We start from the raw sequence: 26,365 nt of genomic DNA, 5'->3' as shown, positions 1-26,365 counted from the left end.
CGGGTTGTGATTCAGTCGGATTGCTGAGATTCGACGGAGATCACGATGCCCTGGACCGAAACCACTCGCCCTCACTATGAACGGCGCTGCCCGCGCTACGCAAGCGACCTGACGAACGCGGAGTGGGCGCTGATCGAGCCGCTGATGCCGGCGCCGAACCGGATCGGCCGCCCCCGCAAGACGGACCTGCGCGAGGTTGTGAACGCGCTGCTTTACATGGCTTCGTCGGGCGGAGCATGGCGGCTTCTGCCCAAGGACTTCCCCCCGTTCTCGACGGTGCAGAAATACTTCTGGCACTGGCGCGACGAAGGATTGCTGCGCGCCATCAACAACGAACTCGTCATGGCGGCGCGCGAACGGGAAGGCCGGGAGGCGAGCCCGTCCGCCGGCGTCATCGACAGCCAGAGCGTGAAAACCACCGAAAGCGGCGGCGTTCGTGGCTTCGACGCCGGCAAGAAGATCATGGGCCGCAAGCGGCACATCGTCGTCGACACGCTGGGCCTGCTGGTCGGCGTCGTCGTTCACGCCGCCGACATTCAGGACCGCGACGGCGCCCCGGCCGTCCTGAAATCCATCCTCAAGCGCTGGCCGTGGCTGCGCCATGTCTTTGCCGATGGCGGCTATGCGGGGCCGAAACTGCGCGGCGCCCTGCAAAAGCTCGGAACGTTCACGATGGAGATCGTCAAGCGGTCGGACAGCGCGCAGTCGGCTTCTGACGATGAGCGCGGCGACAATCGACCGTGTTCTTCGCGGGGCTCGAGAGACCGCCGGAGGACGGGCACGGCGCCGCAGCGCGGTATCCACGGCGCTACGACGGAGCATTCCGATTCGTACTTTCTCCGACTGGCAGGACCCCTCCGCCCGGATTTGTCGAGGCTGACCTGGTGGCGCACAGTGGACCGGTGACGAGCGGCAGCTTTTATTCAAACGCTTTGTCTCACCGACATTGCGAGCGGTTGGACGGAATGCGCTCCCCTGCTTGTCCGCGAGCAGAAGCTGCTGAGCGAGTGCGGCGGCTCCTGCCATTCAAACTTCTCGGGTTCGATACGGACAATGACAGCGTGTTCCTGAATGAGACTGTGCGCGATTACTGCCGGGACGGTAGCATCGAGTTCACCCGCTGCCGGCCTTACCGCAAGAATGACCAGGCATTTGTCGAGCAGAAGAACGGCGCCGTTGTTCGCCGCATTGTCGGCTATCGCCGGCTGGAGGGACTTGAAGCCGCCGCAGCGCTCGCGCAGCTCTATTCGACGGTACGGCTGTTCGTGAACTTCTTCCAGCCGTCGTTCAAGCTGACATGCTTAAGGCCGAGCTCGTGGCAAGCCCTGGCGAAGGTTTTCGACCTGTAGCAGGAGCCGTTGTCGGTCATGACGCGGGCAATGACGACGCCGAGGCCGGCGTAGTAGGCCACCGCCGCCTTGAGGAAGGCGACGGCGCTTTCCTTCTTCTCGTCGGGGAGGATTTGCGAGAAGGCGATGCGAGAGGCGTCGTCGATGCAGACATGAACGAACTCCCATCCCGCGCCGCGCGACTTGCCCTTTTGTGGATCGCCGGTAATGCGGTGCCCGACCTGGCTGAAGCGGCCGAGCTTCTTGATGTCGATGTGGATCATCTCGCCGGGGTGCTCGCGCTCGTAGCGCCGGATCGGTTCGGCAGGCTCAATGTCCTTCAGCCGCGACAGCCCGGCTCGCTTCAGTACCCGGCTGACGGTGGCGCACGACACACCAACCTCCAGGGCGATGTGCTGGCCGGTCAGCCGCTGGCGGCGCAATGCCACGATGCGCCCGGCCACCGCCTGTCCGGTCATGCCCGGCATGACATGGGGCCGCGACGAGCGGTCGGCCATGCCGGCCCGTCCCTCGGCCGTGTAGCGCTCGACCCAGCGCGTCACGATCTTCGCCGACACACCATACGTCCGCGCCGCATCGGCTTTGGAGAGGCGGCCTTCAACGACCGACAGCGCCATTTCCTCTCGACGCAGCGGCGTGAGACGGGCATTCTTGTGGATGTTCATTCGGACCCTCCGGTGAGTGCTGAAGCTTGGTAACTCCAGTCTCCCCGGTCCGGTCCGAATGGACAACCTCCTGAAAGCTCACAGCTAGGCGGGCAGGCCCGGGATCATTTGGTGTCTGCGACGCTCGCATGGTTTACGCCGGTCATCCCTGGCCAGAAATCATATCGAGCGGTGAAAATGAGGATCCTTGATCCCGCCGAAGTTGCCGGGCTTGGCGTATCCGCCGATGCCTGGCAACCGGACGGGAACCAGACAAATCGCGGAACCGTCTTCACCCGGGTGTGGAGCGGCGCGCAGGCCGCGGTCGTCGCCGAAGGCATGAGCTTGCAGCTGAAAATTCACAGAGATGCCGATCCGGCCGCGCCGGTCGACGAGTTGGTGCCATTTGGCCTCGCGGTCTCTCTCGCAATGCCCGGTGAGATTCGGCTCTATGATCAAGTGCGGGCCCGCGTTCAGCCGCGTCCGGCGCAACGTGCCGCTCCATAATGCAACCGATAAACAATACGCGACGGTATGTGCTGGCGCCGGAGGGTCTACCGGGCTTAGACGAAAAGACCTTATGTCAGCCACCTTTACCCGTCGCGAATGTCCTGTATGTGGCAACTGGTATAGCCGCACGATCGCCATCGCTTGGCTCGATAGCCTTGTTGTCGAGCAAATCGCGCGGATCGTTGACCATTACCGCCAGGTTATGGCGCGTCGAACAGCCAAGCGGCTGGTGGAAGGACTTGTCAGTGAGTAAAGCGCCGGAATACGACGGACAGACAGGGGGGCGGGCATGATAGACAATCGCCTCTATTCGCACTGCGCCACCGTCGTGTTGGTCGAGCAAATGGATGCTGTAAGCGTCGAGGCCCATCTGCCTGGCCTGATGGACTGCCTCTGCGCTGAGCTGGGACGACCCGCTGATAAGCAGGTGGAGGGCATCGCGCCGACCGCGACTGGCCCTCTCAAGGAAGACACGCAAGCGCTGCCGTCCGGAAGCGCGAAGGCTCTCTATGGTCAGGACGGTGGTCTCCTGTCGGATAAGGATTGGTGCCGATGGCTCGACATCGATCGGCGTAGTGCTTGTGCAGCCACTTACGCTTGCCGTCAGAGCGATCTGGAGAACTATGTTCCGCAACGTCATTGGCCGACAGCTATTCTATGATGAAGCCAGGACCGCCCTTGGCGCCTGGCGCGCCGGTGCGGGCAGTCGCGCGGCCTGGCGGCGGACTTGCCAACGAATTCGTCGGAGTGCCTCCCGCGTCCAAAGTCGGCGCCGGCGGGTCCGTGGGTGCGCTCATCTGGTGGGGGTTGGAGCCTGGCCTTACGATGTAGGGCGTAACAAGAATAACCAGTTCCGACTCTTCCTTTCGAAACGAGGACGAGCGGAACAGCGCGCCAAGGATCGGCATTTCGCCGAGCCATGGAAAAGCACTGATATCATTGTTGACGTTACGCCTGATGAGACCACCAATTGCGAAGCTCTGCCCACTGGCGAGTTCGACGACCGTGTCGGCTCGGCGCGTGGAAACTGCTGGCACCGAGATACCGTTGATCTCAACGGCACCTTGTGCCGAAAGTTCACTGACTTCCGGCTTTACGTGAATATTGATTAGGTTGTTGTTGAGAACGGTTGGCACGAATTCCAGGCTGACGCCGAAGTGACGGAATTCTACCGAGACTTGCCTATTTTCCTGCTGGACAGGAATGGGAAATTCGCCGCCGGCAAGGAAGCTGGCGGTTTCACCGGACATAGCGGTAAGGTTCGGCTCAGCCAACACCGAAGCGATGTTCTCCTTGGCGAGCGCGTCGAGAACCGCGCCGACGTTGACAGCACCATTGTCGAATCCGATTTCTGCTGTACCGCCACCATTCGCCGCCCCAGAGCCACCACCTTTGCCGCTTAACAAACCCACTCTGAAGTTGCCGATTTGACCGAAGGCGGACAGGTTAATGCCGAGTGCCTTCATGGCGCTACGGGAGACCTCTGCTACGCGCACACTGAGATTAACCTGCAAGGATCCGGCGACCTTGATGTTATTGACGACCTGCGCACCGTCACCGAGAAATTGCTCAGTAACCCTTTTGGCAGTGTCGGCGGCCTCCGCGTCGGGCGCTGTACCGCTTAGGATTGCGCCGCGCGGCGTATAGTTGACGCGGATCGGATAATCGCCGACCTGGTCCCTCAACATAGCGCGCAGATCCCCGATCGGTTGGCTGACGACAATCCGTAACTCGGCGAGTGCCTCGCCGTTTTTGTCCAGGGCGAACAGGCTGGTTCGCCCGGATTTCTTGCCAAAGACGAAGATGGTGCTACTCGAGGGTGCCTGATAATCGGCGATCGTCGGGTCGGCAACAAAGATGGTCGCGGCTGGCGCCGGCAAATGAACTGTCTTGCCGAGCGAAGAGGAGAGGTTCAGCGTGGTGTTGATGCTGTTGGAAGCGGCACGGGGCGCCCCCGCATCCGGCTTGTTCTGGGCAGCCGCAGAAAGTGGAGATAGCAGAACGAGCGCGCAGAGGAGATGGCCCAAGTAAGGAGAGACGGCAGGTCTCGAACCGACGATGAGCGTCGGCCGCCGATTGGTGTCAGGATGACGAGTTGGAACGATTTTCAAGGCAGTCTTTTCTTTCAAATTCGACCAACTATGCGGATAGACCGTCGGTCAATTCAAGAATGTAGCCAATGCCGCGCACGGTCGTGATTCGTGGCGTTGCACCTGACCTGCACAGATGTCCCCGTAAGCGATAGATTCCGACTTCAAGCGCGTTGCCAGATATTTCGTCGTTGAACGAATAAACGTGATCTTCCAACTGCGCACGTGGCACGATGCGGCCCGCACGGTTAAGCAGATGCTCTAGAATACATAGTTCGCGGCGTGCCATCCTCAGCGGTTGATCGGCAACCGAAACCTCTCGGCCGATTGGATCGAAGTGGAGATTGCCAAATACTATGATGGGGTCGGTCTTCTGTGTCGACCGGCGCAGAACGGCTCTCATTCTGGCGATAAGCTCGTCGGTAGAGAATGGCTTGAGCAGAAAATCGTCCGCGCCACCATTGAAAATCGCAATTCGCTTATCGAGATCGTCGAGGTTACTCATAACGAGGGCAGGAACTGAGTGTCCCTCGCTCCTAAGCTGCCTCAGCCAATCTAAGCCATCGCCATCTGGTAGAGCCAACTCCAGCAGGAGAATTTCATAGCTCGCGCAAGAAAATGCACTCGACGCTTGGTCCAGGCTACCAACGACATCAACGGCAAAGCCGTTTTCCGCGAGCGCAACTGGCACTGTGTGCGTAAGATCCGCATGATGATCCACGAGCAGCGTTCGCATTTCTTCTCCTTTCAAGGGAGGACAATCCATTGCACACGCCACCGTGGGCTCTGAGATCGGGGCGACAGCAGAAGTCGCGGAAGTCGAAACTAGCGCGGGATGCGAGCAACCCGATTTCGATTTCTCTGCGCATCGATCCTCCTAGTGCGGTCCCCCGCATTCGTTAGGCTTGCGTTGCCCTCCAGACCCCCATGATTCGATGACTGAGGCTTAGCTATCGAGAAGCTGGCCCATTGAACAAATCGATTGTTCGAATGAGGTCGCATCCACGTGATGGATGCATCTAGCATATTCACCTCAACTCGCGCGCACGCTGCCATTGCGCGGCGACAATTAGGGTGTCCGGTTGAGCGACAACTATGATGGCCGGTAGGAGCGCTTGTCAGGTCCGGTCGAAGGGAGGGGCGTGGCCCCCTCAAGCTCATCCATCGCGACACGCTGCGGCTGTTCGGTCAATATCACCGGATGGAGAAGGGACGACACTGGAGGTGTCGGAACCACACTGGGGGCAGGCCTGGACAGGGGCTGCCGCTGCCGAGGCTTGTAGGACTCCTGCGGCATTGCATTTGCGTAGCAACAGCCATTCGCGCTCGACAGGTTGATCTTCGCGTCGCGCGGCGAGCTTGCGGTCGATCAGTGCGTGGAGCCTCAGGAGATGGAGATCAGGGCCCTCAAAGGCCTGTCAGCTATCCAAAAGATGAATGATAATTATTGCTATAATCAATTATATCAATCGTCCAAGGCTCTAATATATCGATCCCAAGGCGGTCATGCCCCGCCCCTCTCTATTACTGCGTCGGTTGGGACTGCTGGGGACAATTCGGAGGCCAACATGTGCGGGATTGTTGGCATCGTTTGTCAACTGCCGGTATCGGAGCGATTGGTCAACGCCTTGAAGCATCTCGAACATCGCAGCTATGATTCGGCCGGCGTTGCGACGATCACCGAAGCGCCTTGCACCGCCGGCGCGCCGCGGGCAGGGCCGCCGCCGCGCCTCCAGCCTCGATGCGCATGAAGCCTTCATCGTCGGGCTGATCGAGGAGCGCAAGGACATCGGCGAGATCAATCAGAGGTCATTGTCGATAGCTAAAGGAATAAATTCTTGATCCCATCAGGTGCTGGAGAGGTTGGTAGCTTATGCGATGGTCCCGAAACAACTAGCTTAAGCCATTATGAGCAAGCATTTGGCGTCCGTCCTGACGACCGTGAACGCGCCCTACAGCGTACAGCTGGACTATGCAGGTCTGGCTTATTGCCTGGCGGATCTCGAGTTGGCCAAACAGCATCCTGGTCATATCAGCGCCTTTCTTGGCGAGGTTCCCCTCGCACTGCAGGTCGAGCTCGCTGTCGTGCACCACATCCCGGTCCCCGACCTGAAGGCCTTCGCCGCTGCGTTCTCCGCCTGGTCCGGCGAGAGCTATCCGCTCGCTGCGTGATGGCCGAACACGATAGCCGGCGCCCTTCCGAATGGCGGCGGCCTTTTAGCATCGCCGTCGATCTGATTAACCAGCTTCGGGAGAATGCGGCGGTCAGACTTCGAATGGTCGTTTGGCGGTGGGACGGCTATGATGATCAAGATCGGCCATCGTGAAAGCCATGACATCGATGTTTTCCTCGATGACCCGCACTGCTTGGCTTCATCGACCCGTCCAGAAGCCGCCTGCGCTTTGCGCCGACGCCATCGGACTGTCAGGGTGATGAAGTTCGCCTTCGAAGGCATCGGCGAAATCGACTTCATCATAGCCGGAGTCCTGACCAAGACGCCCTTCAAGACATATGATGTCGAAGGGAGGACGGTTCGGCTCGAGACCATTCCCGAAATCATTGTCAAGAAGGTCTATTATCGCGGCTCCCAAGCCAGGCCTCGTGACATCTTCGACATCGCAGCCGCAGCCCGGTCGCAACTCGGCGAAGTCGTCGATGCCTTGCGCGCGTTTCCGCAACAAGTCGCGCGCACCAGGGAACGGTTGGAAAAGTTCAATCCGGAATTCGTTAGTCGTGCCATCGCACAGTTGATGATCATGCCCGACTATGAAGCGTCGGCCGCCGACAGTCTGGATGCTGCGATCGCTGTGCTTGATAGGCGTTGTCATCGTCCAAGCCGACCTGATCGCCTCCCCTCCGGATCGTTGCCGGGCAGGGGAGGGGCTTTTTCTATAACGCCGACGCCTTGGTGAGGTTGACCCGGAAGCGGTCGCGGCGCAGTTGATATTTTCGGGTCATCTCAGCGCTGGTGTGCCCGAGCTGTTTCTGCACGTAGCTAGTGCGCAGTGTCTGCCAACCAGAGGCGCACATCCTGAATCGAGCGCATGAGGACGGAAGGATTATCCCGTGCGGCGATGAAGCCCCAACTGTGCCAATAGCGCTCGGCCTCGGTGTCAATTGCCCTGACCACGACCGCGCGGCCACCGACGATGTCGGCGCCGGCGATGCAGCGCCGCAGCGCGTCCTTTACCAGTCCGCTGCCGACGCCACGCCCCACGTAGTTTTGATCGACCGCGAGTTGTCCGATCAAAAGGCAAGGGATCGGATCCGGTGGGCGCCCCGTGCGGATCGAGCGCGGCGCACTGTTCGGCTGGATCACGCTGGGTGCGAGCCCATAATAACCGACCACGGTTCTGTCATTGTGAACAACCAGGACTCGGGTAAACCCGCGAGCCTGGTTGGTCCGCGCAAAGCCGAGCAGCCATGCGTTGAGGGCGGGCTTGCCGCAATCGAATGCGTCGAGACGATGCGTGTCGTCCAGCAGTTCTATGCCTGAAAGCGCCACCTAGCTTTCCCAAGGGGCAAACCGGCGGAGCCGCTCCGCCGCCTTAGGCGGCGGAGGGCTTGCTGGGGCGGCGATCGCCTGCATGAATGCATTGTAGGCGTCCGGCGACAGGCGAATGACGGTCGCGTTGAGGATTGCCGCCTGCGCTTCGTGCAGTGCGGCGCGGCGCATGAACTCGGTGCGAGACAGGCCTAGCAGTTCCGCGCCGCGGTCGATAATGGTCAGATCGTCATCGCGAAACCGCATCGAGACGGGCGTTTCCTTCCTGGGGCCTGTCGCGGCCATGGCGCTCTCTCCTGTGCTGCGAGCGTATATATACGTTTGTAACGCAGATCGCAATACATCGTGACGCCCGGGCCCTGTGCCCGGGTGGCGGCAAACGCGACGAGCCTTTGCACCGACCCGTCCCGGATCCGGGCACTATCGAGCCGTGGCATGGGATGCCGAGGGCCCGGCGCTCGCTTCCTTGGCGAACGCTCTGGCGAAGCGGCCCATGGCCTTCGTCTGCCAGCCGCGCGCGCACCTGCCGCTCGGCCTTTCCATGTCGAATGATCGGGCTGAAGCGCTGGCCGGCATCCTCCAGCGCTACCCCGAGGTAGGCATCATCGAGGACGATCCGCTAGGCCCGCTCTGCGGCACGCCGGCCGCAAGCGTGGGATCCCGACCAGACGATCCTGATCCGGTCGTTCTGCAAGGCTCTCGGCCTGGACCTGCGCTCGAGCGTCATCGGCGGCAATGCCCGGCATGTGCAGGCGATCCCGCTAGCAGCGCTCGCATGGCCTGGGCATGATCAGCCGCATCCTGCAAGGCGCGCGCTAGGACCAATCCACATTCAGGATTTCCAAAACTGAGATGTGCTGAATCAATGCGTTCCGGATTTACTGATTCGGAGCGGGTTTGATGGGTGTAAAGCGCTATGAACTGAACGAGGCGCAGTGGGTCCGGATCGCCCCGCTTCTGCCGGGCAAGGTTGGTGATCCGGGCCGTAGCGGCGCCGACAACCGCCTGTTTGTGAACGGAGTTTTATGGGTCCTGCGATCCGGAGCATTCTGGCAGCACCTTTTGGAGCGCTACGGCAAGTGGAAGAGCGTCCATGCCCGCTTCACCCGCTGGGCCAAGGCCGGCGTCTGGAGCGTGGATGCGCAGGGCTGCTGCACCCGGTCGATGGGTTGCTTTCAATCGGACCACCCAGATGGAGGTCTCGAAAAACCTCCTCATTTTGACCGGTTTGTGATTCACTGCCGTTGCGATTTGGAAGGAGGGATTGGATGCGGGGACAGGCCGGGTTCTGGGATATCGATGAGCGCTATGCTCGGCTAAGCGAAGCCGGCGATCCCCTGGAGAAGTTGAACGCCGTTGTGCCGTGGGAGGTTTTCCGCAAGCCTTTGGCCAAGGTGCTGAAGCGCTCGGACGGCGCCAGGGGCGGTCGTCCTGCCTACGACCCGGTGATGATGTTCAAGATCATGGTGCTGCAGGCGCTCTACGGGCTGTCCGACGACCAGGCCGAGTTCCAGATCCAGGACCGGCTGTCCTTCATGCGCTTCCTCGGACTGGGGCTCGGCGACAGAGTGCCAGACGCCAAGACGATTTGGCTGTTTCGCGAGCATCTGACGCAGGCCTGCGCGGTGGAGAACCTGTTTGCCCGCTTCGACAAGCACCTCGCCAAGGCCGGCTATCTGGCGATGGGCGGGCAGATCGTCGACGCCACCATCGTGGCGGCGCCGAAGCAGCGCAACACCGACGCCGAGAAGGCCGACATCAAGGCGGGCAAGGTGCCGGACGCATGGAAGGAGAAGCCGGCCAAGCTGCGCCAGAAGGATCGCGATGCCCGCTGGACGGTGAAGTTCTCCAAGGCCAAGGTCGCCGAGGAGGGAAAGGCGCAGCAGCGCGACATCGCCATTCCCGCTTTCGGCTACAAGAACCATGCCGCCATCGACCGCCGGCACGGCTTCATCCGCGGCTGGAACGTCACGAGCGCATCCGCCTATGACGGCGCGCAGCTTCGCAACGTGCTCAACCGCGCCAATACCGGGTCTACGGTCTGGGCCGACACCGCCTATCGCTCGAAGAAGAACGAGGAGTGGCTCGACCGGAACGGATATGTCTCCGAAATCCACCACAAGAAGCCGAAGGGCCGGCCTATGAGCGAAGCGACGTCGCGGGCCAACGGCCGGCGCTCAAAGACCCGAGCCTTCGTCGAGCACGTCTTCGCCCGTCAGAAGGCGCAGATGAAACTCTTCATCCGCACGATCGGCATCGCCCGCGCCAGGACCAAGATCGGCATGACGAACCTCGCCTACAATCTGATGCGCTACGTCTGGCACCAGGGGCGAACTGCGCCTGCATGACGCCAAAAGCGGCGGAAAACGCCGCCGCGACGCCAAACTCGGCACCCAGCATCAACCTCAACGACCAAAACCGAAGCCACTTCCCGCCATCAGCCCGGGCCGAACCGCTTTGCCGCCCCACAGGTCTCGGAAATGCCGTAGTTCGAGGTGCCCAGATGCAGTTTCTCATTCCGTTAGAATGAGTGTTGGAAACGGATGATGCCGCCGACGCTGTTCTTTTTGTCAGCTTTGGTCCAGTTCACGTTGGAAGGGTCAACCATGCCGGCGCCGAAGTCGCCATAGTGGTCGTAGTCGATTTCGGCTGTGATTATTAGACCTGCAAACGCCGTATAGACAGCGTTTGCAGTCAGACCATAGTCCTTGAGCTGATCACCCGAGACCTGAAGGTTGAACGAAGTTTTCTCGTTGAATCTGTAAGTGGCGCCGGCCCAGAAAGCCCAGTTGCCGCCCCAAAATTTGTAGAAGCTGCGACGATGAGCGTCGATTGTGTTAATGGAGTTGTCGCTGAGCTTGCCATAGGAGCCGTAGCCGAACGTTCCGAATAGCGAAAATTCGTTTGTGACATTGACGTCGACGCGGACCTTACCAGCCAGAGATTCGTAGTTGCTATCATAAGCGACAACGCCAGTGATCGCCCCCCAGCCTTGCATGTATTTCACGCCGCCGACGACATGCGGAACATAGCTGTCGATAGTCCCGACTACGCCCGAGCCTTCTTCGAGTGAAGCCACCGCCGAAAAGCCGTTGCCGCTGTCAAAGTAGTACTGAACCACGTTGGCTTCGTAGCCGCCGTGCGGAACAAGCATCTTATTGAGGACGTCGCCAGCGTGGCCAGTAAACACGTGGAAGGCCGACCAGTCCTTACCAACTCGCAGGCCGCCAAGCTGAATCCAAGTGAAAGCCAATTTGACGCCTCTGTTGAAGGCGTAGTTTTGCGGGCTGTCCGTGCCCGAATAAGCGTTGCGATTACCAAAGTCCATGCGGGTTTCCGTATAGGTCTTCAGTGTGCCGAGTTCGGTCTCCTGGCCGGTCCAAGTTTTGAAGGTCAAGCGAGCGTTGTTTCGCCATGTGCCCTGATCCTCACCAGTCCTCAGGTCTGAGGTTCTGGCGCCGTCATACGATCCGACATGGCCCAGGCCGATGTCGTAAAGGACATCGCCGCCGATGCGCAGACAGGTCTCGGTGCCGGGGATGTAGAAGTAGCCGGAGCCGTACACGTCGCAGACCTTGATGTATTCGGTCGATTCTGGCTCGGCCACAGCCACAGCATCGACCGCGCGCGCGTCGGAAAGGGCGATCAGCACTGCAGTTGAGCCGAGGAGAAGGCTCCTGATGTTCATTCGCGCGTGCTCCGGTGGGCTGCGCCTCGACGCAAAGCGACACTCGTCAGTTGCCCCACGGAATTCAGCGCGTCTGGGCCAATCGCCATAGTCATCTCCGCTTGTTGTAGGCAGACGTCACAACGGCTACGGAAATCGACCACGCAAATAACGCGCCATCCTGGAGACGTAGCTGCGGGCTTACGCTCAGGTTGGCCGGCGCATCTTGTTGCGGTTCCGTCTTTTCGCTTTGAAGGTCAAGCTGAGCACGAAAAGCAGACGTTTCGGATAGATAGTCTGTTCGCTGCCCAGCGTTTTCGTTCAATAGCGACAGCTTTTGTTTGTTGTGTAGGCTTTGAGACATCATAGGCGGCACCGCTCGGTACATCGGGCGAGATACCCACTGACGTCGACATGAAATTCACTAGCCAGGCCGGGTATGCCATGTTTTGGTGCACGGCCCATCTTGAAGGCGATCGCGTGCAGCAGCTTGCCAATCAGTCCGGACAAGTGATTTCGCAAGGCTGGAAAGATCGACGCGTTGTAAACCGCCTCTGGATCGGAAGTCCTGTATGGCCAACTGTTTTCGCGATGGCACCCCCCGGCGCGATTGTTGAGCCTCTTTTGCGATGATCGACTTTCGGCATCACCTGACGTTCTATCGCGTTATTGGAACGCCATTTGTCGATGATCATGCCCTTGGGGCCGCAACTCTGTGCAAGCGACTGGGTCAGCAGGCGCTTGGCAGCCTTGGAAGAACACGCCGAGCACGTTCCTGTCCTGATCACGGCGCGCCCACTGCCAATGCTTCTTGCCTGTAATCGATACCACGCGTTATCGAAGTGCCGGATATCGCTATCCGAGGGCGTCCGCTAGCGAGCAATGTCTGGCTCCTAGCCGTATCGTCCCCCAGCATATAGCATTGCCGCGCTCCGATCTCCTCGACCAAGCGCAGTCTGAAGGGAAAGCGTCGAAAATCTCGGTGTGCGTGATGATCTCGGCAGGGCGAACGATGGCGCTTGTAGCTAACCGATATTGTGTTCATGCCATCGCGTTCGGCGGTTAGAGCGGACCATCGCGTGAGGAAAGGCATTGGCGAAATACAGTGTCGCGGCGAAAGCGGAACGGATTTGACATAGCGCAAGACCCAGGAGAACCGCAGCGGTAAGGATGACAGTTATCGGCATAGGACGGTAAACTGTTGCGGACCTCGATCCTGACAAAATATCACAAGGCCCGGCTGCTAAGGGACCTGCCGGCCGGGCCGGGGCCGCGGCAAAACTGCGCCGCGAGGCTGAGCAGGCGAGCTTGCTTTAGTCGGACACTTTAAGGAGAAGCCGCCTGCTTGGCCCCTGCGCAGGCCTCCCAGGGAGCGCGGGCAAAGCGAATGTCGCATGCTCATCCCATGAGACGGCGGCGTTTCCGTCGCGGAGGTTGGAGGTCTCGTCATCTCCCCAAAGTTGGGGGAGCGCGTGCTAAAATCTCTTCCGGATTGAACCCAGAACTTCGCACAAGGGGGGCAGGCTCACTTTGTATGAAATAATGGGGCGAGCGTGCTCCTGGGTTCTTATCCGCGTCGGGAGCGGGAAACTCATTAACGGGATTTATTAGACGCCCGGCTGAGCGGCTGCCGGCTCGGGACGCAGATAGGCGTGCAGCGCCCTGACGCATTCATCCATCTGCCTCTCATGCGACACATTGCGCGAAGCGATCGTGAGATGAGCATTTTGATAGATCGGCTCACGCTCAGCGATCTGTTGCGTGATAGTGCCCAGCAGGTCCGAGGCCTGCTGCAGCCGGCGACCGCGTCGTCTCCCGAGCCGTCGCATTATCAGGTCGGCATCGGCCTTGAGCCAGATCGAGACCGCCTTGTCCTGGATGAGCCCATGGGTCTGCTGATGGATGAAGGAACTGTCACCGGTCGCGAGCACTGCCGGTCCTTGCTTCAGCACACGCGCAATCACTCTCGCCTCAAGCTCCCTGAAATGCTCCTCGCCATGGGTTTCGCAAAGTTTTTTTATCGACATGCCGGCCTCTTTCCTGATCTCGGCATCGGAGTCGATGAATTTCAACCCCAACCCTTTTGCAAGCCGCTCGCCAATGGTGGATTTACCGACGCCCGACATGCCGACGAGCGCTATCGGCCGCACGCCGAGGGCCGGCGCAATCTGGCTTGCTTCCGGCGACCTGGCGATCTCGGACATTCTTGATTTTTCGCCAACTCGCATTCCAAATGCCGCAGCAGCGCTCCATCTAGCCCGCTTGATGCACGGCGATCGGCTTTCGGCGGCCTACATCGGCGATCTGGCCGCCCTCGGAGTGCATTTTGACAAGCCTCGTCGGGCGCCGGCGATGATCCGTCGTGATGGAAGGGGGTTTGCGGGTTGAGGTCGGCGGGTTTGTTTCGGGACGTCTGCGCCCCGTCGGCTATGTCACGAGCCGCGCAATGCGATTGAGGACGATGCGCAGGATGCGCTGGTCGGGGCAGGAGGTCGGCAGGTGCAGGCGGATCTGGGTTTTCATCTCGACTACGCGGGCGGCGATCTTGATGAGGCGCAATCGCAGCGTGTCGAATTGGGCGACGGCAAAGCTCGAGCGTTTCGGCATCGCGGCGCGCAGGCCCCACATCAGCCAGTAGGCGCCGGCATGCAGGAACAGCCGGAACTGGTTGGCCGTCGCTCTTGTGCAGGAGGTGCGGTCGGCGGCGAGATGCGTCTTCCACGACTTGATGTGGTTCTCGGCAGCGCCGCGCCGGCAGTAGACATCCTCGTAGAGCGCCTTGGCCTTGCCACTTGCAAGGTTGGTGACGATGAAGCGGGTATCGGCACCTTGGGCGCCGACCTCGACGCGGGCGATGATGCGCTCTACGCGGCTCCAACTGGCGGCGCCGTCAAAAAACTCCTTGAAGCGGCGGACCTTGTTCGTCTTCGATGCTTCAAAGCGCGCCATCGTGCTGGTTTCCAGGTCCGCGACATGCTTGCGCAGGGTCGTGGTGGGCGCCACGCCGAGGATGAAGTCGACATCGTTGGCGCGGCACCAGTCGATGACCTGCGGACTACAATAGTGGCTGTCGGCCCGGATCAGGATCCGGGTGTTCGGCCAGTTGCTCCGGATCGCCCGCACCAGGCGGCGCAGGTGGGGGCGGATTTCTGCCCCGCTCGGCCGCTTCGCTGGTCGCAGGACCGCACCGACGAACCGGCCGTCGCCATCGAACACAACAATCGGCTGGAAGCCGTATTCGTCGTGATGGGCATTGAACAGGCGGAGCTGCTGGCCGCCATGCACGGCGTCAAAAGTGTCGTCAATGTCGAGCACGATCCGCTTCGGAACCTGGCGGAAGGAAGCGCAATAGAGGTCGACCATCGCCCGGCCCATAACGATCAGTTCCCGCACGCCAGGCAGGTTCTCCAGCCGGCACATCGTCGATTGAGAGGCCAGATCCCGACCCGAAGGCAGCGCATCCTGGGCCATCTTGAAGACCGGATCGCAGCGCAGTTGGCGTCGTTGCCATCCTCGTAGCCGGCGGCGATCATCTTCATGCGAAAGCCGATCATGTCCGCCAGGCTGTGGATGATCTGGTCCGGGCGGCGCGGATCGTCGATGCAACGCGCCACACGGTCCACCTCGGCCAGAGCCAGAACACCACTGTTCGAGGACAACATGCCGCCGTCAAAACGGGCGACGACGGACTTGCCGCCGACTGATGACAAACCGCTCAACGGCAGCATAATACCAAGAGTCATTGGGTTTGACCGACATGGGCCCATTCTCGCATTCCGATGGATGTGATTGTTTCGGGAGCGGCGAGCAGTTTGTGCCAAGCATCGCACGCGGCGTCGATAATTGCCTCGTAGCTGTCGAAGACGCGGTTTGAGAGCCAGTTCTGCCGCATGTACTGCCAGACATTCTCAACCGGGTTTAATTCGGGCGCACGCGGGGGCAGGAAGATCGGCGTGATGTTGCGCGGCATGTTGAGGTTGGCGGTGGTGTGCCATCCGGCGCGATCCATGATGAGCACGGCATGCGCGCCCTTTTCGACATGGCGGCTGATCTCGTCGATATGGAGTTGCATGGCCTCGGTGTCGGCAAATGGCAGCGCGAGAGCTGCGCCGGTGCCCCGAGCCGGGCAGATGGCGCCGAACAGATATGCGCTCTTGTATCGCTGGTCGGCTGGCTGTCGCGGCCGCGTGCCACGCCTGGCCCACTGCCTTGTGATGCCGTTCTTCTGACCTATCCTGGCTTCATCCTGGAACCAGAGTTCCACCTTCGTACGCGGCGGCAGGTCGCAAAGATGAGCCTTCAGCGTGCGCTGCCAATTTTTTTGAACGCTTCGATGATATGGGCGTCCTGCGCCGGGTGGTGCGGCCGTGCGCTCATATGCGAGAAGCCGAGCTTGTGCAGCAGCTTCCCGACATAGCGGGTATCGTAATCGATGCCGAAACGCTCCTTGATGACGCGCTTGAGGTCGATGCGCCGCCAGCGCACGACGCCGTCGACGGCGCGATCCGACCCCCTCTCCACGATTGCCGCCAGTTCAGCATTCTGTTCAGGCGACAGCCGGCACGGCGGGCCTGACGACCAGTGGTCGACAAGGCCATCGGGGCCGGCCGCGTTGAACCGGTGCACCCAGTCCCGCAGCGTCTGGCGGTCCATGCCGCCAATCCGCCCCGCATCCGCCCGGCTCATCCCGTCCAGTACCGCAGCGATCGACAACAGCCGGCTGCTCTGCCGCACATCCTTCGACCCACGCGCCAGGCGACGCAGTTCCGTCGCCGAATAGTCCGTTCGTAACCTCACCGCTGATCCCATGGCCGAATCTCCTTCGGCAACACGGAATCACGCTTCGGAGATGCTCCAAAATCACAAAAGAGTCAGCACCCGAGACCGTTGGTATAAGATCATTCATCGCGGGTGTGGTCTCCGGGAAATGGTTCGGATCGGCTTAAGCAACCAAATCCTACGTCATTTCAACGGCTTGCACCACATCCGCCAACCCCCATGAATTTTCCGGGCTAGGATCCTCTTCGGCTTTCCAGTTTGGTATGCCAAGGGCGCCTTTGGGGATCGCAACCTCGGCACAGACCTCGATGGCGCGTTGCATCAGTTCCTCGGCCTTGGCTTGCGGAGCATCCCCGCTTGAATGCTGCTGCCGAAGCTTGCCAAGGATCTTATAAGTGTCGTGATTGGCCAGTTTGGCCCTGTAGCTGCCTGGCGTGTGAAACTCGACCTCGAAGCGATAGGCTTCGGGCGTGGCGAGCACTACCTTGATGCCCAAGAAATTTCGAGTCTGCTTACTGAACCAGTTGACCACGCTGACCTCGGTGTAGCCCCGGTCATCGAAGGCCAGCATGGCTTTCTTGAAAGCGTTTATAAAATGCTCGTCAGGGATTTCGAAGACATGGCGTACAGCATTGGTGAGGAGCTGTGGAGCGCTGCCGGGCGGGACGCTCATGCCGGTGAGTTCATCTGTTATGGAGGCATGCGATTTCAAGCGGCGCTCCAGATGGGGCATCTTCACCTGGAAGTCCGCTTTCCAGAGGCTTTCGGCGACGCCGAGCGCGGCCTCGGTGATTTTGCTCTCTTCGGCTCTAGCGCAGGCAGCCTCGATCTGGGCGCGCTCTGAAGCCTCCGCGCGGGTCAGCGCAATCATCATGTCGGCATCCTCGGCGGTGGGCCGGAGGCCAGAAGGTTTCGGCAGAATGCCTTGCTCCGCAGCGAATTTGATCGAGGCCTCCATGATGCCAGCGGCCAGCGTGGGGTTGTCTTTCAGATCATCCAAGGTCGCATCGACGTCAAACCTTCCCTGGGCGAGGGTCGCCGCAACGCCCTTGACATAGGGCACGGACTTCAAGCCCGGTGTCTGGTGGAGGAGCCGCTGAAGGTAACTGCCCTTCTTGAAGAAAAGGTTGGCGCCATTATCGGATTTATAGGCGTCGGTGCCGACCTTGATGCCGAGGCTCAGCAAGTTGGTTGCGCTTTGTACGAGGTCGTCCGGATTGTAACCATCTGGGCGAGAATCGATGCGAGCAGGATAGTGGTCGAGCAAAAGCTGGATGCGGTCTCGTGGCTGAGGCGTTGCCGGATAGGTCTCGGTCAGACCCGGGAAAAGCTCGCACAGCCTTGCGCTGAAGCTCGGGTTTGCGGCGTTCGCGCTTTCGATTGTTTCGGGCAGGAGTTGTCCACCCTGCTTGACTGCCCATGCCACAAGGTCGGAGACGAGCAACTCGGCCATTTCGCGGGCAACCGGATGTTTGGCGACCTCAATCTCGCGCCTCGCCCTCGCAAACGTGTTCTGGATATCCTGGCCACTCACCTCTTCCTGGTTCAACAGCTGACCGATATCTCGCCGGAGCTCCTTGTGAACGCCCTCATAGGTGCCAAAGACGGCACGCTCGGCAAACCAGCGTCGTGCTTCATGGGATTGAGCCAGAAAGCTTCGCTGCAGGCAGGTATAAGTTTCCAGAACATTCTGCGTGGCAGAGAGGATCTGGCGGGCGCGACTGAACTGGTAATCGTCGCCCTCAAGCGCCGGGGTATGGGACTTTGGCGGCTTCAGCGACGGAAGTCCCAGAGCTTGCTCCCGGTGATCGAACGCGCGCAAATGCTCATAAAGCTGGGGCCGGTCGCCGAGGATGATGACGGTGTCGCCGTCGAAGTCGCCGTCAAGTTTTTTCTGCTCACCGGTCGGGACAGCCACCAACGAGCCCGGGGCAAACACCTCGGTCGCCTGCAGGATGCCGAGGCAGTCGAGCGGCGTGTCCACCTTGACGCGGTCCTTGCTCGAGGTCCAGCTCGCATGGCATTTGACGTCCTCGGCAGACATCACCAGCCCACGGTCGGCGTAGGCGGCCGGCCACATCTTATCCGGGACAACGATCAGAATGCCTTTGGCAAAAAAGGTCGGATCGTTGGCCGCCAGTTCCCTCCCCGACTTCTGGGCGACGTTGAAGCTGTATTGGATGGCCGTGCAGTTGTCGAGAAACACAGCGGTCGGATCCCCCTCGAGGGCCGACTTGACTCCTTCTGGGGCAAACGGGCGCAGGTTGGGCTTGTCATAGGGCGAGCGCCCGATCAGCACGCCGCTCGTCCCCGTCAACGTCTCGCTCTTGAGCGTCGGCACATGGAGACACTCGTCGCTGGAGGGTATGGCAACCGCGCCAGGACCGTCGATATGTCCGCCAGTCACGGTTCGAAACAGCTCCTCGGCCGACAGCCTTTGCCCCTGTCGGCTCTCGAGCCAGGTCTTGGCCTTCTCTTGCGCCTCATCGGCCACCGACTCGCTGCGTGGATAATGTTGCAGCGCCGAGGCAGGCAGGGACGATCTGCGTCCCTCAGCAAAGGCAGGCACCCGATCAGGACCTTCCTGCCGGCGGGCGCGATGAACAGCCGGCATGCGGTTGGCCAGCGAGGCCTTGATGAAACCGCAGCCATCATGCGATCGCAAGGCGATCGGGCCTTCCGGCCCAGTTAGCTTGAAGGGATGTTCCTGGTTCGCAGGGCGATCCGGCAGCAGCGACAGTTTGAAGGCGCCCTCCAGCGCGTAGTCGTGAGGGCCCAGCCCCTTGATTCCTGGAGGCGCGGCAAAACCCCTGCGCTGCATGTAATAATATGCCTCCTTGAAAGGGGCCCATGCGCGCAATAGCTGCTCGAACGCCGTGCCCGATGCGGTATCGGCATACGGAATGGCCAGCAGCTTTCCGCCAGGAGACATGGCTGCCGCGGCGTCCGGGGCGCGGGCGGCGAGCTGCGAGAGGGTCGGTTTCGGTGGTTTTAACTTGCTTCCGCCGAACAGGTCCATGCGGTATGGCACACCCTCGACGGTAACCGTACGCGCCAGCATGAAGGGGCTGGGCTTTCCTGGCAGCTGCACCGCGACGACTGGCAAAGCTCCCGAGGTCAGGCGATGAAAAATCGAATAGCGTGTCTCGGGCTCCGTGGCCACTGGCCGGCCCTGCATGTCCACCACCGGCAACTGCATCAGCCCCGCCTCACCTTGCGGCGGTCTGGGCTCGTGGTCCATTGCTCGCAACACCTGATGGACGTCGAACACCGACGCTGGATGTTGGGCCTGGACCGTCGCCACATTCTGCGCCATGAACGTGTCCAGCCCATCAAGCGGGGTCTCTGCAGCGATCTCCGCGATCAGGTTCCAACTCATGGTGGAAAGGTCGCCTTCGATGAGGCCGGCCGTTTTCTCCAAAATCTCCTTGGTCTTGAACTGCAGCTCTTCTTGCCTCACCCGCAAATCGGACTTCTTGCCCTCGACATACGGCCGGCGGAACAATGTCGCCAGAACCGTGCGGGTCTTGAGCACTTGATAGATCGACAAGGCGGGGCGACGGCTCGAGTACGGGCCACGGGTCCGCTCGCCATCGCCTGCTTTGAGATGCGCCTCAATCTTATGCTCGACGATCGGTTGAATGTCGTTCAGCAAATTCAGAGCCTGCCTCCGATGCCAGCGCAGGCTCTTGCGCGGGCTGCGCGCCAGCGGCAGCACGGCGAGGCAGAGATTGCCCATGGTTTCGAGGTTGTTCTCAGCGGCAAAACCAGGGGCACGATGCAATTCCGTAAGCCGATCCAACGCCGGCCGTGCGAGCAAACCGAGATCGTCAAACAATCGAGCCTTGGCCAGCGCCTTGAAAATCACGGCGATGTTCAGAACGTGGGTCTGCTCCAGACGATCACTGGCATAGTGAAGGTAGCGGGCCAGCTGGTGTAGCCGATCCTTCAGCAGAGCGGTCTCTATGATCTCTCCTGTGTCCTCTCCCCTGGCGACACTTCGCCCCAGAGCATTGGCCATCATGCCGAGCTCAAGTGTGGTGAACGTTCCGAATCGTTGGCCTCCGGAGCCCAGTTTGCGCACGATGTCCAGGACTGCCTGGTGGCACGCCGCTGCTTCCGGCCACTTGCTGAAGCCGTTCACAAGGTTCGCCAATCCCTGCGGACTAAAATCAGAGAGCCGGTTGTCACGGCGAAGCACCTCACCGGCGATCGCGACCGTGGCCTTGCTGCAGCCCGTCTCGTCCGGCCACTTGCTGAAACCGTTGACCAGGTTCGCCAGGTGCTGCGCAGTAACGTCAGAGAGCTGGGCTTCGCGTTTGGCAAGGCGAGAGACCTCGCCGGCGATCGCGATTGTGGCCTCGCGGCAGTGCGGCGCTTCCGGCCACTTGCTGAAACCATTCGCCAGGTTCGCCAGATCCCCTTGAGTAAAGTCAAAGAGCTGCACCTCGCGCGAGGTGCGGCCAGCGACCTCGCTGGCGATTGCGACCGTGGCCTTGCTGCAGCCCGTCTCGTCCGGCCACTTGCTGAAACCGTTGACCAGGTTGGCCAGGTTCTGGGGAGTAAAATCAGAGATCAAGGCGCTTTCGGAGCGACGAAGGACCGCCTCGGCAATAGCGACTGTGGCCTCGCGACAGGCCCCTCCGTCCGGCCACTTGCTAAAACCGTTCGCCAGGTTTGCCACGTCCTGCGCATTAAAATCAGAGAGCTGGGCTTCGCGTTTGGCAAGGCGAGAGACCTCGCCGGCGATCGCGACTGTTGCCTCGCGGCAGTCCGGCGCTTCCGACCACTTGCTGAAACCGTTCGCCAGGTTTGCCACGTCCTGCGCATTAAAGTCAGAGAGCTGGGCTTCACGTTTGGCAAGGCGAGAGACCTCGCCGGCGATCGTGACTGTGGCCTCGCGGCAGTCCGGTGCTTCCGGCCACTTGCTGAAACCGTTCACCAGATTCGCCACGTCCTGCGCATTAAAGTCAGAGAGCTGGGCTTCGCGTTTGGCAAGGCGAGAGACCTCGCTGGCGATCGCGACTATGGCCTCGCGGCAGTGCGGCGCTTCCGGCCACTTGCTGAAACCGTTCACCAGATTCGCCAGCCCCTGCTGGGTAAAGTCAAAGAGCCGGACGTCGCGTTTGGCAAAGCGAGAGACCTGGCTGGCGATCGCGACTGTGGCCTCGCGGCAGCCAGGCGCTTGCGGCCACTTGCTGAAACCGTTCACCAGGTTCGCCAGGTCCTGCGGAGTAAAATCAGAGATCAAGGCGCCGCTTCCGGAGCGACGAAGGACCGCCTCGGCGATAGCGACTGTGGCCTTGCGACAGTCCGGTGCTTCCGGCCACTTGCTGAAACCGTTCACTAGGTTTGACAGGTCCTGCGGAACAAAGGTGGAGAGCCGGGGGGGGGCGCCGGAACGGCCGACAATTACATTGGCGATCGCGGCCGCGGCTTGACAGCAGCCCTCGTCGTTCGGCCGCTTGCTGAATCCGTTCACGAGATTCGATAGCTCCTGCGCAGTAAAGCGGGTGAGCTGAACCCCGCGGCGAAGGACCTCATCGGCGATCGCGGCTGTGGCCTTGCGACAGTCCGGTGCTTCCGGCCACTTGCTGAAACCATTGGCCAGCAACGAGAGATTTTGGCTGCCCAGCTCACCTAGTACGCCCCTTTGATCCTGACAAATTCGGGCGATTCTCATCGCTCCATCGCGACATTTCGTCGACAATGGGTCCCGACCGAATGATGATGCGAAGAGCGAAAGCGCTCTCGGTTCAATCTTCTTCATTAACGCGAGATCAAGCTGCGACAGCCGAGCTGCGACAGCCCTGCAAGCTTCTATCCCTGCCTGCCCTCCCGCATACCGGCTCACCGCATTGCACGTAGTGGCGTACCCCCATGATTGCCGGGCGTCGATATCTTCCTCCAAGCGCGGGACAAATTTGCGTTCAAAATCGACGGAGGCCTTTTGCATGAACGTTGCTTGATCCGGCATCCGCAGGCGCTTGGAATGCTTCACCACCTCTCTTGAGAACCCCCCGATGTCACGCGCGTTAGCAATTCCTCTTAGTGCTGCATGCAACTCGCCTGAATACTGTGGATCAGGTCGCTCAAAGCTGGCGTGGCTCTGCGCGGCTACGTCGTCTACGCGCCGCTTTCCAAGTCCAGGACCCAGGTCGCTTGCGGATTGCCTTGGCTGCGGAAGCGCGCCCGATTGCGAGCTCTCGGCCGCCTGATTGCGCTGGCGCATGCTTGCTTGCGAGTCTCCGGCCGCCCGATCGCCGCGCCAATGCTCGCTATCAGAGCGCGAGGAGCCTTCTTCCCGATAGAGTGCGCGACGATCCTGTCGCTGAGGCGGGCGCTCAGCCCATTGCGAGCCCTCGGCCGCCCGATCGCCGCGCCAATGCTCGCCACCAGAGCGGGAGGAGCTTTCTTCCCGATAGGGTGCGCCACGATCCTGTCGCTGAGGCGGGCGCTCGCCCCTTTGCGAGCCCTCGGCCGCCCGATCGCCGCGCCAATGCTCGCTATCAGAGCGGGAAGAGCCTTCTTCCCGATTGAATGCGCCACGATCCTGTCGCTGAGGCGGGCGCTCGCCCCTTTGCGAGCCCTCGGCCGCCCGATCGCCGCGCCAATGCTCGCTATCAGAGCGGGAAGAGCTTTCTTCCCGATAGGGTGCGCCACGATCCTGTCGCTGGGGCGGGCGCTCGCGGCGCCAGGGTTCATCCCCGAAACGCGAGGGGCCTTCTTCCCGATTGAATGCGCCACGATCCTGTCGCTGAGGCGGGCGCTCGCCCCTTTGCGAGCCCTCGGCCGCCCGATCGTCGCGCCAATGCTCGCCACCAGAGCGGGAAGAGCTTTCTTCCCGATAGGGTGCGCCACGATCCTGTCGCTGGGGCGGGCGCTCGCGGCGCCAGGGTTCATCCCCGAAACGCGAGGGGCCTTCTTCCCGATTGAATGCGCCACGATCCTGTCGCTGAGGCGGGCGCTCGCCCCTTTGCGAGCCCTCCGCCACCTGATCGCCGCGCCAGGGTTCATCCTCGAAATGCGACCAGCCTTCCTCCCTATCCAACCCGCGCCGCCTCCCGCGTGCGCCAACTGATGGATGAGGAGACGCGTCCCGCAGGATATCACTGGTGCGGACGGGTCCGCCCTCTGGATTTTCATGGTCGGAACGCATCCGCTCCATGAGCGAATTGAACTGTTGGCCACCTTGTCCAGAGGCAGGACCGCGGGCCCCCCCTATGTCCTGCGCGCCCCCAGCTCTGACTTGCCCACTGTACAAGCCACCACGTCGACCAATACCCGTCATAGCCAACCCCGAGTGCAAATGAAAATACAATTGCGCACGGTCATTCCTGTCGCATTGCACGCTGAGGGTATCATCATACTCGTGGTATCTGACGGAAGCCTGACTAGACCTCATGTTGGACGAGTATCGCAATAACCTGGCGAGAGATTTATTGCTTTCCGCGGCAACCACCACTAATGAAGCAATCCTTCACCGACTATGTTTTCACGCTACCCGGAGAGTTTCATGACAGAAGAAGCCGACGACAACATCGACGTCCTCATCGAGCTCACCGCCGATGTCGTCTCAGCCTATGTGTCCAACAATCCGGTGCCGGTGGGCGATCTCCCTGCCCTGATCGGACAAGTGCACGCAGCTTTGAAGGGCACGGCCGAAAGTGTCTCCGCAGAAGAGCCGCAGGCTCTCAAGCCTGCAGTCCCGATCAGGAAGTCGGTGACACCGGACTACATCATCTGCCTTGAGGACGGGAAGAAATTCAAAGCGCTGAAGCGTCATCTGTCGACCCACTATGGGCTGACGCCGGATGAGTATCGCGCCAAATGGGGTCTGCCGGCGGATTATCCCATGGTCGCGCCGAATTACGCCGCGGCGCGCTCGGCGTTGGCCAAGACGATGGGGCTCGGCCGCAAGCCGAAAGAGCCGGAAACGCCGGCGCCGGCGAAGCGGACCCGCAAGAAGGTCGCAGCTTGATCTTATCTATCAAGTTCGTTCTGAAGCGCGCAGCTGCCGTCGGCGTCTGCGCAGAACATCAGAAGGCGCGGACCAGCCCCCTCTCCACTCGCAAACATCCTCGCGGCTTGCAACAATCTGCTGTCCCGGTCTGCGGTAATGTTCTCGCCCGCTCTTATCGAGCGGGTCAGTACGATCGGGACGTGGCGCGTCGTGCCGGCTTTTGCCGGGCCGCAGGAGAAAAGTCAGTTAGCTTTGCTGAGGCTGCCAGCGGAGGACTTGCCAGTACGGCGGTCCTGTTCGATCTCATAGTTGATCTTCTGGCCGTCAATGAGAGTCGAGAGACCCGCACGTTCCACAGCGGAAATGTGGACGAACACATCCTGACCGCCATTGTCAGGCTGGACAAATCCAAACCCCTTGGTGCTGTTGAACCACTTCACCGTTCCAGTCGCCATATCCGTATTCCTTTGTAATAATTGCAACGTGGGTAGGCCATTAAGCCTACTCGATTCACAGCCGAGGCGTTACGCGCAGCAAAGGCAAAAAATTGCAAGGCCCGGCCGGACCACCCGGCAGCCAGCCCCACCCCGCGCTGCCGCCAAGCGCATGGCCCTGCGCGACCAACCCGGCGGTCAGGATCGGCGAGCGCATGGCCAGCCGGGTCGGCGCCGAATGGTGCGACATCTGTTGGGATGGCCACGGCGCTGTAGCTGTCGGCTAGCCGACAGGCAGCGCGCCCGTGCGCGCCATCTCGAAGACATCGAGCAAGATGGCCAGCCCGACACCACTAGCAGTCAGAATAAGCCCGGTCAGGAAGATGCGGTTGGCGCGCTCATAAATGCGCCGTTGCAGGGAACTAATGTCGAGCAGCATCGACAGGGCCCGCATCTGAAGCGCGATGCCCATCAGGATCGGCGCTGCGGCCAGCAAATGGTGGAGCTGCCACGGTATTGGGTTGGCGGCCCAATGCGTGATGAAGCCGAGCGAGAACGCCAGCAGGATGCCGACGGCGGTGATGGTGCCATTGCGAAAAATCGTGTCGATCAAGTCTTCCTTGGGATCCTGCTCGTTCAAACCTTCTCTCTCCTCGGGGCGATCAGCCGGTCGTTTGTGGTCGAGATTAGGCTGTCTGGAAATCACTGTACACCACCGGCTTCGCTCGCCAAATGCGTGGCCAGGCAGCCGGGCCGGAACAAGCCAGCCTGGGCTGGAACCATTCAGACCAACGAAAAACGGTCCATGAGGAAGCCCTCATGTTGCTGAAACGGTCCATCTCCTCTTAAAGGCGGCGATAGGGGGTAGCCGTCATAGCCGATATAGGTGTCCAAGCCCGGATCGTAGCTGGCGTAGCAGGCGAGGCAGCGGCGGACCTACCAGGAACCGCTGTACTCGTCGAGATAGAGGGTCCGGGGCTGCTGGGCGAGCAGGCGCCAAGCACGAACCCGCCGACGCCGGCGGCAATGCCGATTTCGCGGTGGTGATGATAGCCACGCGCGGCCGAGGGCCGGACGGTTCCGGCCAGCGAACCGGCGGCGACGATCAGGCCGGAAACGATGGTGCGCTTGAACACGATTGATTCCTTGCTCCGGTACAGAGCCGAACCATCCGCCTCTTGAACAGCCAGCACTTCACGACCTACCGATTAGATGCAGGTGCCGACGATGCGAGCTATGAGGGGATGGAGGAAGGTCGAGACGAGCGAGCCTGTTGCTGCGGGCGGCCACAGGTCCCGACTTATGTGCACTATCTGAATAGCCAAACTATCTCACCGGCCTTGACAGACCCTTTTTCATCGACGCTGCCGAAAAGCAGTGGCGATCCTCTTGCGATCGCGTCGTTCCGCAGGGGCTATGACGA

20 protein-coding genes and 5 pseudogenes are annotated in these 26,365 nt (G+C 60.9%); 10 read left to right on the top strand and 15 right to left on the bottom strand.

Going from position 1 to position 26,365, the window contains the following annotated elements; translation table 11 throughout:
• Window positions 1-45: 45 nt before the first annotated feature.
• Both ACFSOZ_RS18930 and ACFSOZ_RS18925 read left to right on the top strand, forming a co-directional pair.
• Window positions 46-705: pseudogene (locus ACFSOZ_RS18930) on the top strand (IS5 family transposase); the annotation flags it as partial.
• A pseudogene (locus tag ACFSOZ_RS18925) lies at window positions 701-1,295 on the top strand (transposase); the annotation flags it as partial. The pseudogenes ACFSOZ_RS18930 and ACFSOZ_RS18925, both read left to right, overlap by 5 nt.
• Here ACFSOZ_RS18925 and ACFSOZ_RS18920 read toward each other — a convergent pair.
• A pseudogene (locus tag ACFSOZ_RS18920) lies at window positions 1,295-2,014 on the bottom strand (DDE-type integrase/transposase/recombinase); the annotation flags it as partial. The pseudogenes ACFSOZ_RS18925 and ACFSOZ_RS18920 sit on opposite strands and share 1 nt — an antisense overlap.
• Window positions 2,015-2,125: 111 nt before the next feature.
• Between ACFSOZ_RS18920 and ACFSOZ_RS18915 the strand changes: the two are divergent.
• The gene (locus ACFSOZ_RS18915; protein WP_378924381.1) at window positions 2,126-2,500 is read left to right on the top strand and encodes a hypothetical protein; all 375 of its coding nucleotides are present in this window, start codon (window positions 2,126-2,128) and stop codon (window positions 2,498-2,500) included.
• Window positions 2,501-2,576: 76 nt separating this feature from the next.
• On the opposite strand, the gene ACFSOZ_RS18910 is transcribed toward ACFSOZ_RS18915, so the two are convergent.
• Genes ACFSOZ_RS18910 through ACFSOZ_RS18900 form a run of 3 tightly spaced genes read right to left on the bottom strand, consistent with a single transcriptional unit; the run spans window position 2,577 to window position 5,329 of the window.
• Complete coding sequence (locus ACFSOZ_RS18910) at window positions 2,577-3,143, bottom strand: CpaD family pilus assembly lipoprotein (RefSeq protein ID WP_095090039.1); 567 nt, start codon at window positions 3,141-3,143, stop codon at window positions 2,577-2,579.
• A gap of 10 nt (window positions 3,144-3,153) precedes the next feature.
• On the bottom strand, window positions 3,154-4,614 hold the full coding sequence (locus ACFSOZ_RS18905; RefSeq protein ID WP_378924382.1) for a type II and III secretion system protein family protein: 1,461 nt from the start codon (window positions 4,612-4,614) through the stop codon (window positions 3,154-3,156).
• Between the two features lie 28 nt (window positions 4,615-4,642).
• Complete coding sequence (locus ACFSOZ_RS18900) at window positions 4,643-5,329, bottom strand: response regulator (protein WP_095090041.1); 687 nt, start codon at window positions 5,327-5,329, stop codon at window positions 4,643-4,645.
• 932 nt (window positions 5,330-6,261) lie between these two features.
• Between ACFSOZ_RS18900 and ACFSOZ_RS18895 the strand changes: the two genes are divergently transcribed.
• The 3 genes from ACFSOZ_RS18895 to ACFSOZ_RS18885 all read left to right on the top strand — a co-directional run bounded on the left by ACFSOZ_RS18895 (window position 6,262) and on the right by ACFSOZ_RS18885 (window position 7,506).
• Window positions 6,262-6,435: a hypothetical protein gene (locus ACFSOZ_RS18895; protein WP_379100508.1), complete on the top strand. Its 174-nt coding sequence runs from the start codon at window positions 6,262-6,264 to the stop codon at window positions 6,433-6,435.
• Window positions 6,436-6,501: 66 nt separating this feature from the next.
• Window positions 6,502-6,765 carry a hypothetical protein gene (locus tag ACFSOZ_RS18890; RefSeq protein ID WP_095090044.1) on the top strand — a complete coding sequence of 88 codons (264 nt, stop codon included), beginning with the start codon at window positions 6,502-6,504 and terminating at the stop codon, window positions 6,763-6,765.
• Between the two features lie 84 nt (window positions 6,766-6,849).
• The gene (locus ACFSOZ_RS18885; protein WP_378924383.1) at window positions 6,850-7,506 is read left to right on the top strand and encodes a nucleotidyl transferase AbiEii/AbiGii toxin family protein; all 657 of its coding nucleotides are present in this window, start codon (window positions 6,850-6,852) and stop codon (window positions 7,504-7,506) included.
• A gap of 83 nt (window positions 7,507-7,589) precedes the next feature.
• On the opposite strand, the gene ACFSOZ_RS18880 is transcribed toward ACFSOZ_RS18885, so the two are convergent.
• Both ACFSOZ_RS18880 and ACFSOZ_RS18875 read right to left on the bottom strand, forming a co-directional pair.
• On the bottom strand, window positions 7,590-8,099 hold the full coding sequence (locus ACFSOZ_RS18880; RefSeq protein WP_378924384.1) for a GNAT family N-acetyltransferase: 510 nt from the start codon (window positions 8,097-8,099) through the stop codon (window positions 7,590-7,592).
• Window positions 8,100-8,384, bottom strand: a complete 285-nt coding sequence (locus ACFSOZ_RS18875) for a type II toxin-antitoxin system TacA family antitoxin (protein WP_095090048.1) — start codon at window positions 8,382-8,384, stop codon at window positions 8,100-8,102.
• A 615-nt stretch (window positions 8,385-8,999) separates the two neighbouring features.
• Between ACFSOZ_RS18875 and ACFSOZ_RS18870 the strand changes: the two are divergent.
• Window positions 9,000-9,230 (top strand): annotated as a pseudogene (locus ACFSOZ_RS18870) (transposase); the annotation flags it as partial.
• A 137-nt stretch (window positions 9,231-9,367) separates the two neighbouring features.
• A complete protein-coding gene (locus tag ACFSOZ_RS18865) occupies window positions 9,368-10,447 on the top strand; it encodes an IS5 family transposase (RefSeq protein WP_095085660.1) in 1,080 nt (359 codons plus the stop codon).
• A 173-nt stretch (window positions 10,448-10,620) separates the two neighbouring features.
• Here the strand turns inward: ACFSOZ_RS18865 and ACFSOZ_RS18860 are convergent, their stop codons facing one another.
• From ACFSOZ_RS18860 to xopAD, 5 genes and pseudogenes are all read right to left on the bottom strand, one after another.
• On the bottom strand, window positions 10,621-11,787 hold the full coding sequence (locus ACFSOZ_RS18860; protein WP_095090051.1) for a porin: 1,167 nt from the start codon (window positions 11,785-11,787) through the stop codon (window positions 10,621-10,623).
• A 1,586-nt stretch (window positions 11,788-13,373) separates the two neighbouring features.
• Window positions 13,374-13,970: a shikimate kinase gene (locus ACFSOZ_RS18855; protein WP_095090057.1), complete on the bottom strand. Its 597-nt coding sequence runs from the start codon at window positions 13,968-13,970 to the stop codon at window positions 13,374-13,376.
• Between the two features lie 223 nt (window positions 13,971-14,193).
• Window positions 14,194-15,494: pseudogene (locus ACFSOZ_RS18850) on the bottom strand (IS1380 family transposase).
• Window positions 15,495-15,505: 11 nt separating this feature from the next.
• Window positions 15,506-16,575 (bottom strand): IS630 family transposase gene (locus ACFSOZ_RS18845; RefSeq protein ID WP_095081613.1). Its coding sequence is split into 2 segments (ribosomal slippage): window positions 15,506-16,089 and window positions 16,089-16,575, totalling 1,071 coding nucleotides; the frame shifts between segments, so codons are not numbered across the junction.
• 148 nt (window positions 16,576-16,723) lie between these two features.
• Entirely contained in the window at window positions 16,724-22,546 is a 5,823-nt protein-coding gene (xopAD, locus tag ACFSOZ_RS18840) for a XopAD/skwp family type III secretion system effector (protein ID WP_379100416.1), read from the bottom strand.
• 270 nt (window positions 22,547-22,816) lie between these two features.
• On the opposite strand from xopAD, the gene ACFSOZ_RS18835 reads away from it, so the two are divergent.
• Both ACFSOZ_RS18835 and ACFSOZ_RS18830 read left to right on the top strand, forming a co-directional pair.
• Window positions 22,817-23,626: a hypothetical protein gene (locus tag ACFSOZ_RS18835; protein ID WP_379100414.1), complete on the top strand. Its 810-nt coding sequence runs from the start codon at window positions 22,817-22,819 to the stop codon at window positions 23,624-23,626.
• A 435-nt stretch (window positions 23,627-24,061) separates the two neighbouring features.
• Complete coding sequence (locus ACFSOZ_RS18830; protein WP_379100412.1) at window positions 24,062-24,526, top strand: Ros/MucR family transcriptional regulator; 465 nt, start codon at window positions 24,062-24,064, stop codon at window positions 24,524-24,526.
• Between the two features lie 224 nt (window positions 24,527-24,750).
• On the opposite strand, the gene ACFSOZ_RS18825 is transcribed toward ACFSOZ_RS18830, so the two are convergent.
• The 4 genes from ACFSOZ_RS18825 to ACFSOZ_RS18810 form a co-directional block, all read right to left on the bottom strand.
• Window positions 24,751-24,963, bottom strand: coding sequence for a cold-shock protein (locus ACFSOZ_RS18825; protein WP_379100410.1), 213 nt, complete (start codon window positions 24,961-24,963; stop codon window positions 24,751-24,753).
• Between the two features lie 55 nt (window positions 24,964-25,018).
• Window positions 25,019-25,192, bottom strand: coding sequence for a hypothetical protein (locus ACFSOZ_RS18820; RefSeq protein WP_379100408.1), 174 nt, complete (start codon window positions 25,190-25,192; stop codon window positions 25,019-25,021).
• A gap of 33 nt (window positions 25,193-25,225) precedes the next feature.
• Window positions 25,226-25,582, bottom strand: coding sequence for a hypothetical protein (locus ACFSOZ_RS18815; protein WP_379100406.1), 357 nt, complete (start codon window positions 25,580-25,582; stop codon window positions 25,226-25,228).
• 205 nt (window positions 25,583-25,787) lie between these two features.
• Window positions 25,788-26,078, bottom strand: coding sequence for a hypothetical protein (locus tag ACFSOZ_RS18810; RefSeq protein WP_379100404.1), 291 nt, complete (start codon window positions 26,076-26,078; stop codon window positions 25,788-25,790).
• Window positions 26,079-26,365 lie beyond the last annotated feature (287 nt).

It is taken from the genome of Mesorhizobium newzealandense (genome assembly GCF_042682145.1).
GTDB lineage: Bacteria > Pseudomonadota > Alphaproteobacteria > Rhizobiales > Rhizobiaceae > Mesorhizobium > Mesorhizobium newzealandense.
The sequence above is the reverse complement of the archived record's forward strand: the minus strand, read 5'-3'. Positions and strand labels throughout refer to the sequence as shown.

Bases quoted from the DNA above. Each gene is read 5' to 3' on its own strand.
- ACFSOZ_RS18820 (WP_379100408.1), bottom strand. From the start codon at position 25,192: ATGTCGCACCATTCGGCGCCGACCCGGCTGGCCATGCGCTCGCCGATC.
- ACFSOZ_RS18825 (WP_379100410.1), bottom strand. From the start codon at position 24,963: ATGGCGACTGGAACGGTGAAGTGGTTCAACAGCACCAAGGGGTTTGGA.
- ACFSOZ_RS18890 (WP_095090044.1), top strand. From the start codon at position 6,502: ATGAGCAAGCATTTGGCGTCCGTCCTGACGACCGTGAACGCGCCCTAC.
- ACFSOZ_RS18835 (WP_379100414.1), top strand. From the start codon at position 22,817: ATGCTCGCTATCAGAGCGCGAGGAGCCTTCTTCCCGATAGAGTGCGCG.
- ACFSOZ_RS18865 (WP_095085660.1), top strand. From the start codon at position 9,368: ATGCGGGGACAGGCCGGGTTCTGGGATATCGATGAGCGCTATGCTCGG.
- ACFSOZ_RS18830 (WP_379100412.1), top strand. From the start codon at position 24,062: ATGACAGAAGAAGCCGACGACAACATCGACGTCCTCATCGAGCTCACC.
- ACFSOZ_RS18900 (WP_095090041.1), bottom strand. From the start codon at position 5,329: ATGCGAACGCTGCTCGTGGATCATCATGCGGATCTTACGCACACAGTG.
- ACFSOZ_RS18860 (WP_095090051.1), bottom strand. From the start codon at position 11,787: ATGAACATCAGGAGCCTTCTCCTCGGCTCAACTGCAGTGCTGATCGCC.
- ACFSOZ_RS18855 (WP_095090057.1), bottom strand. From the start codon at position 13,970: ATGTCCGAGATCGCCAGGTCGCCGGAAGCAAGCCAGATTGCGCCGGCC.
- ACFSOZ_RS18885 (WP_378924383.1), top strand. From the start codon at position 6,850: ATGCGGCGGTCAGACTTCGAATGGTCGTTTGGCGGTGGGACGGCTATG.
- ACFSOZ_RS18910 (WP_095090039.1), bottom strand. From the start codon at position 3,143: ATGACGTTGCGGAACATAGTTCTCCAGATCGCTCTGACGGCAAGCGTA.
- ACFSOZ_RS18875 (WP_095090048.1), bottom strand. From the start codon at position 8,384: ATGGCCGCGACAGGCCCCAGGAAGGAAACGCCCGTCTCGATGCGGTTT.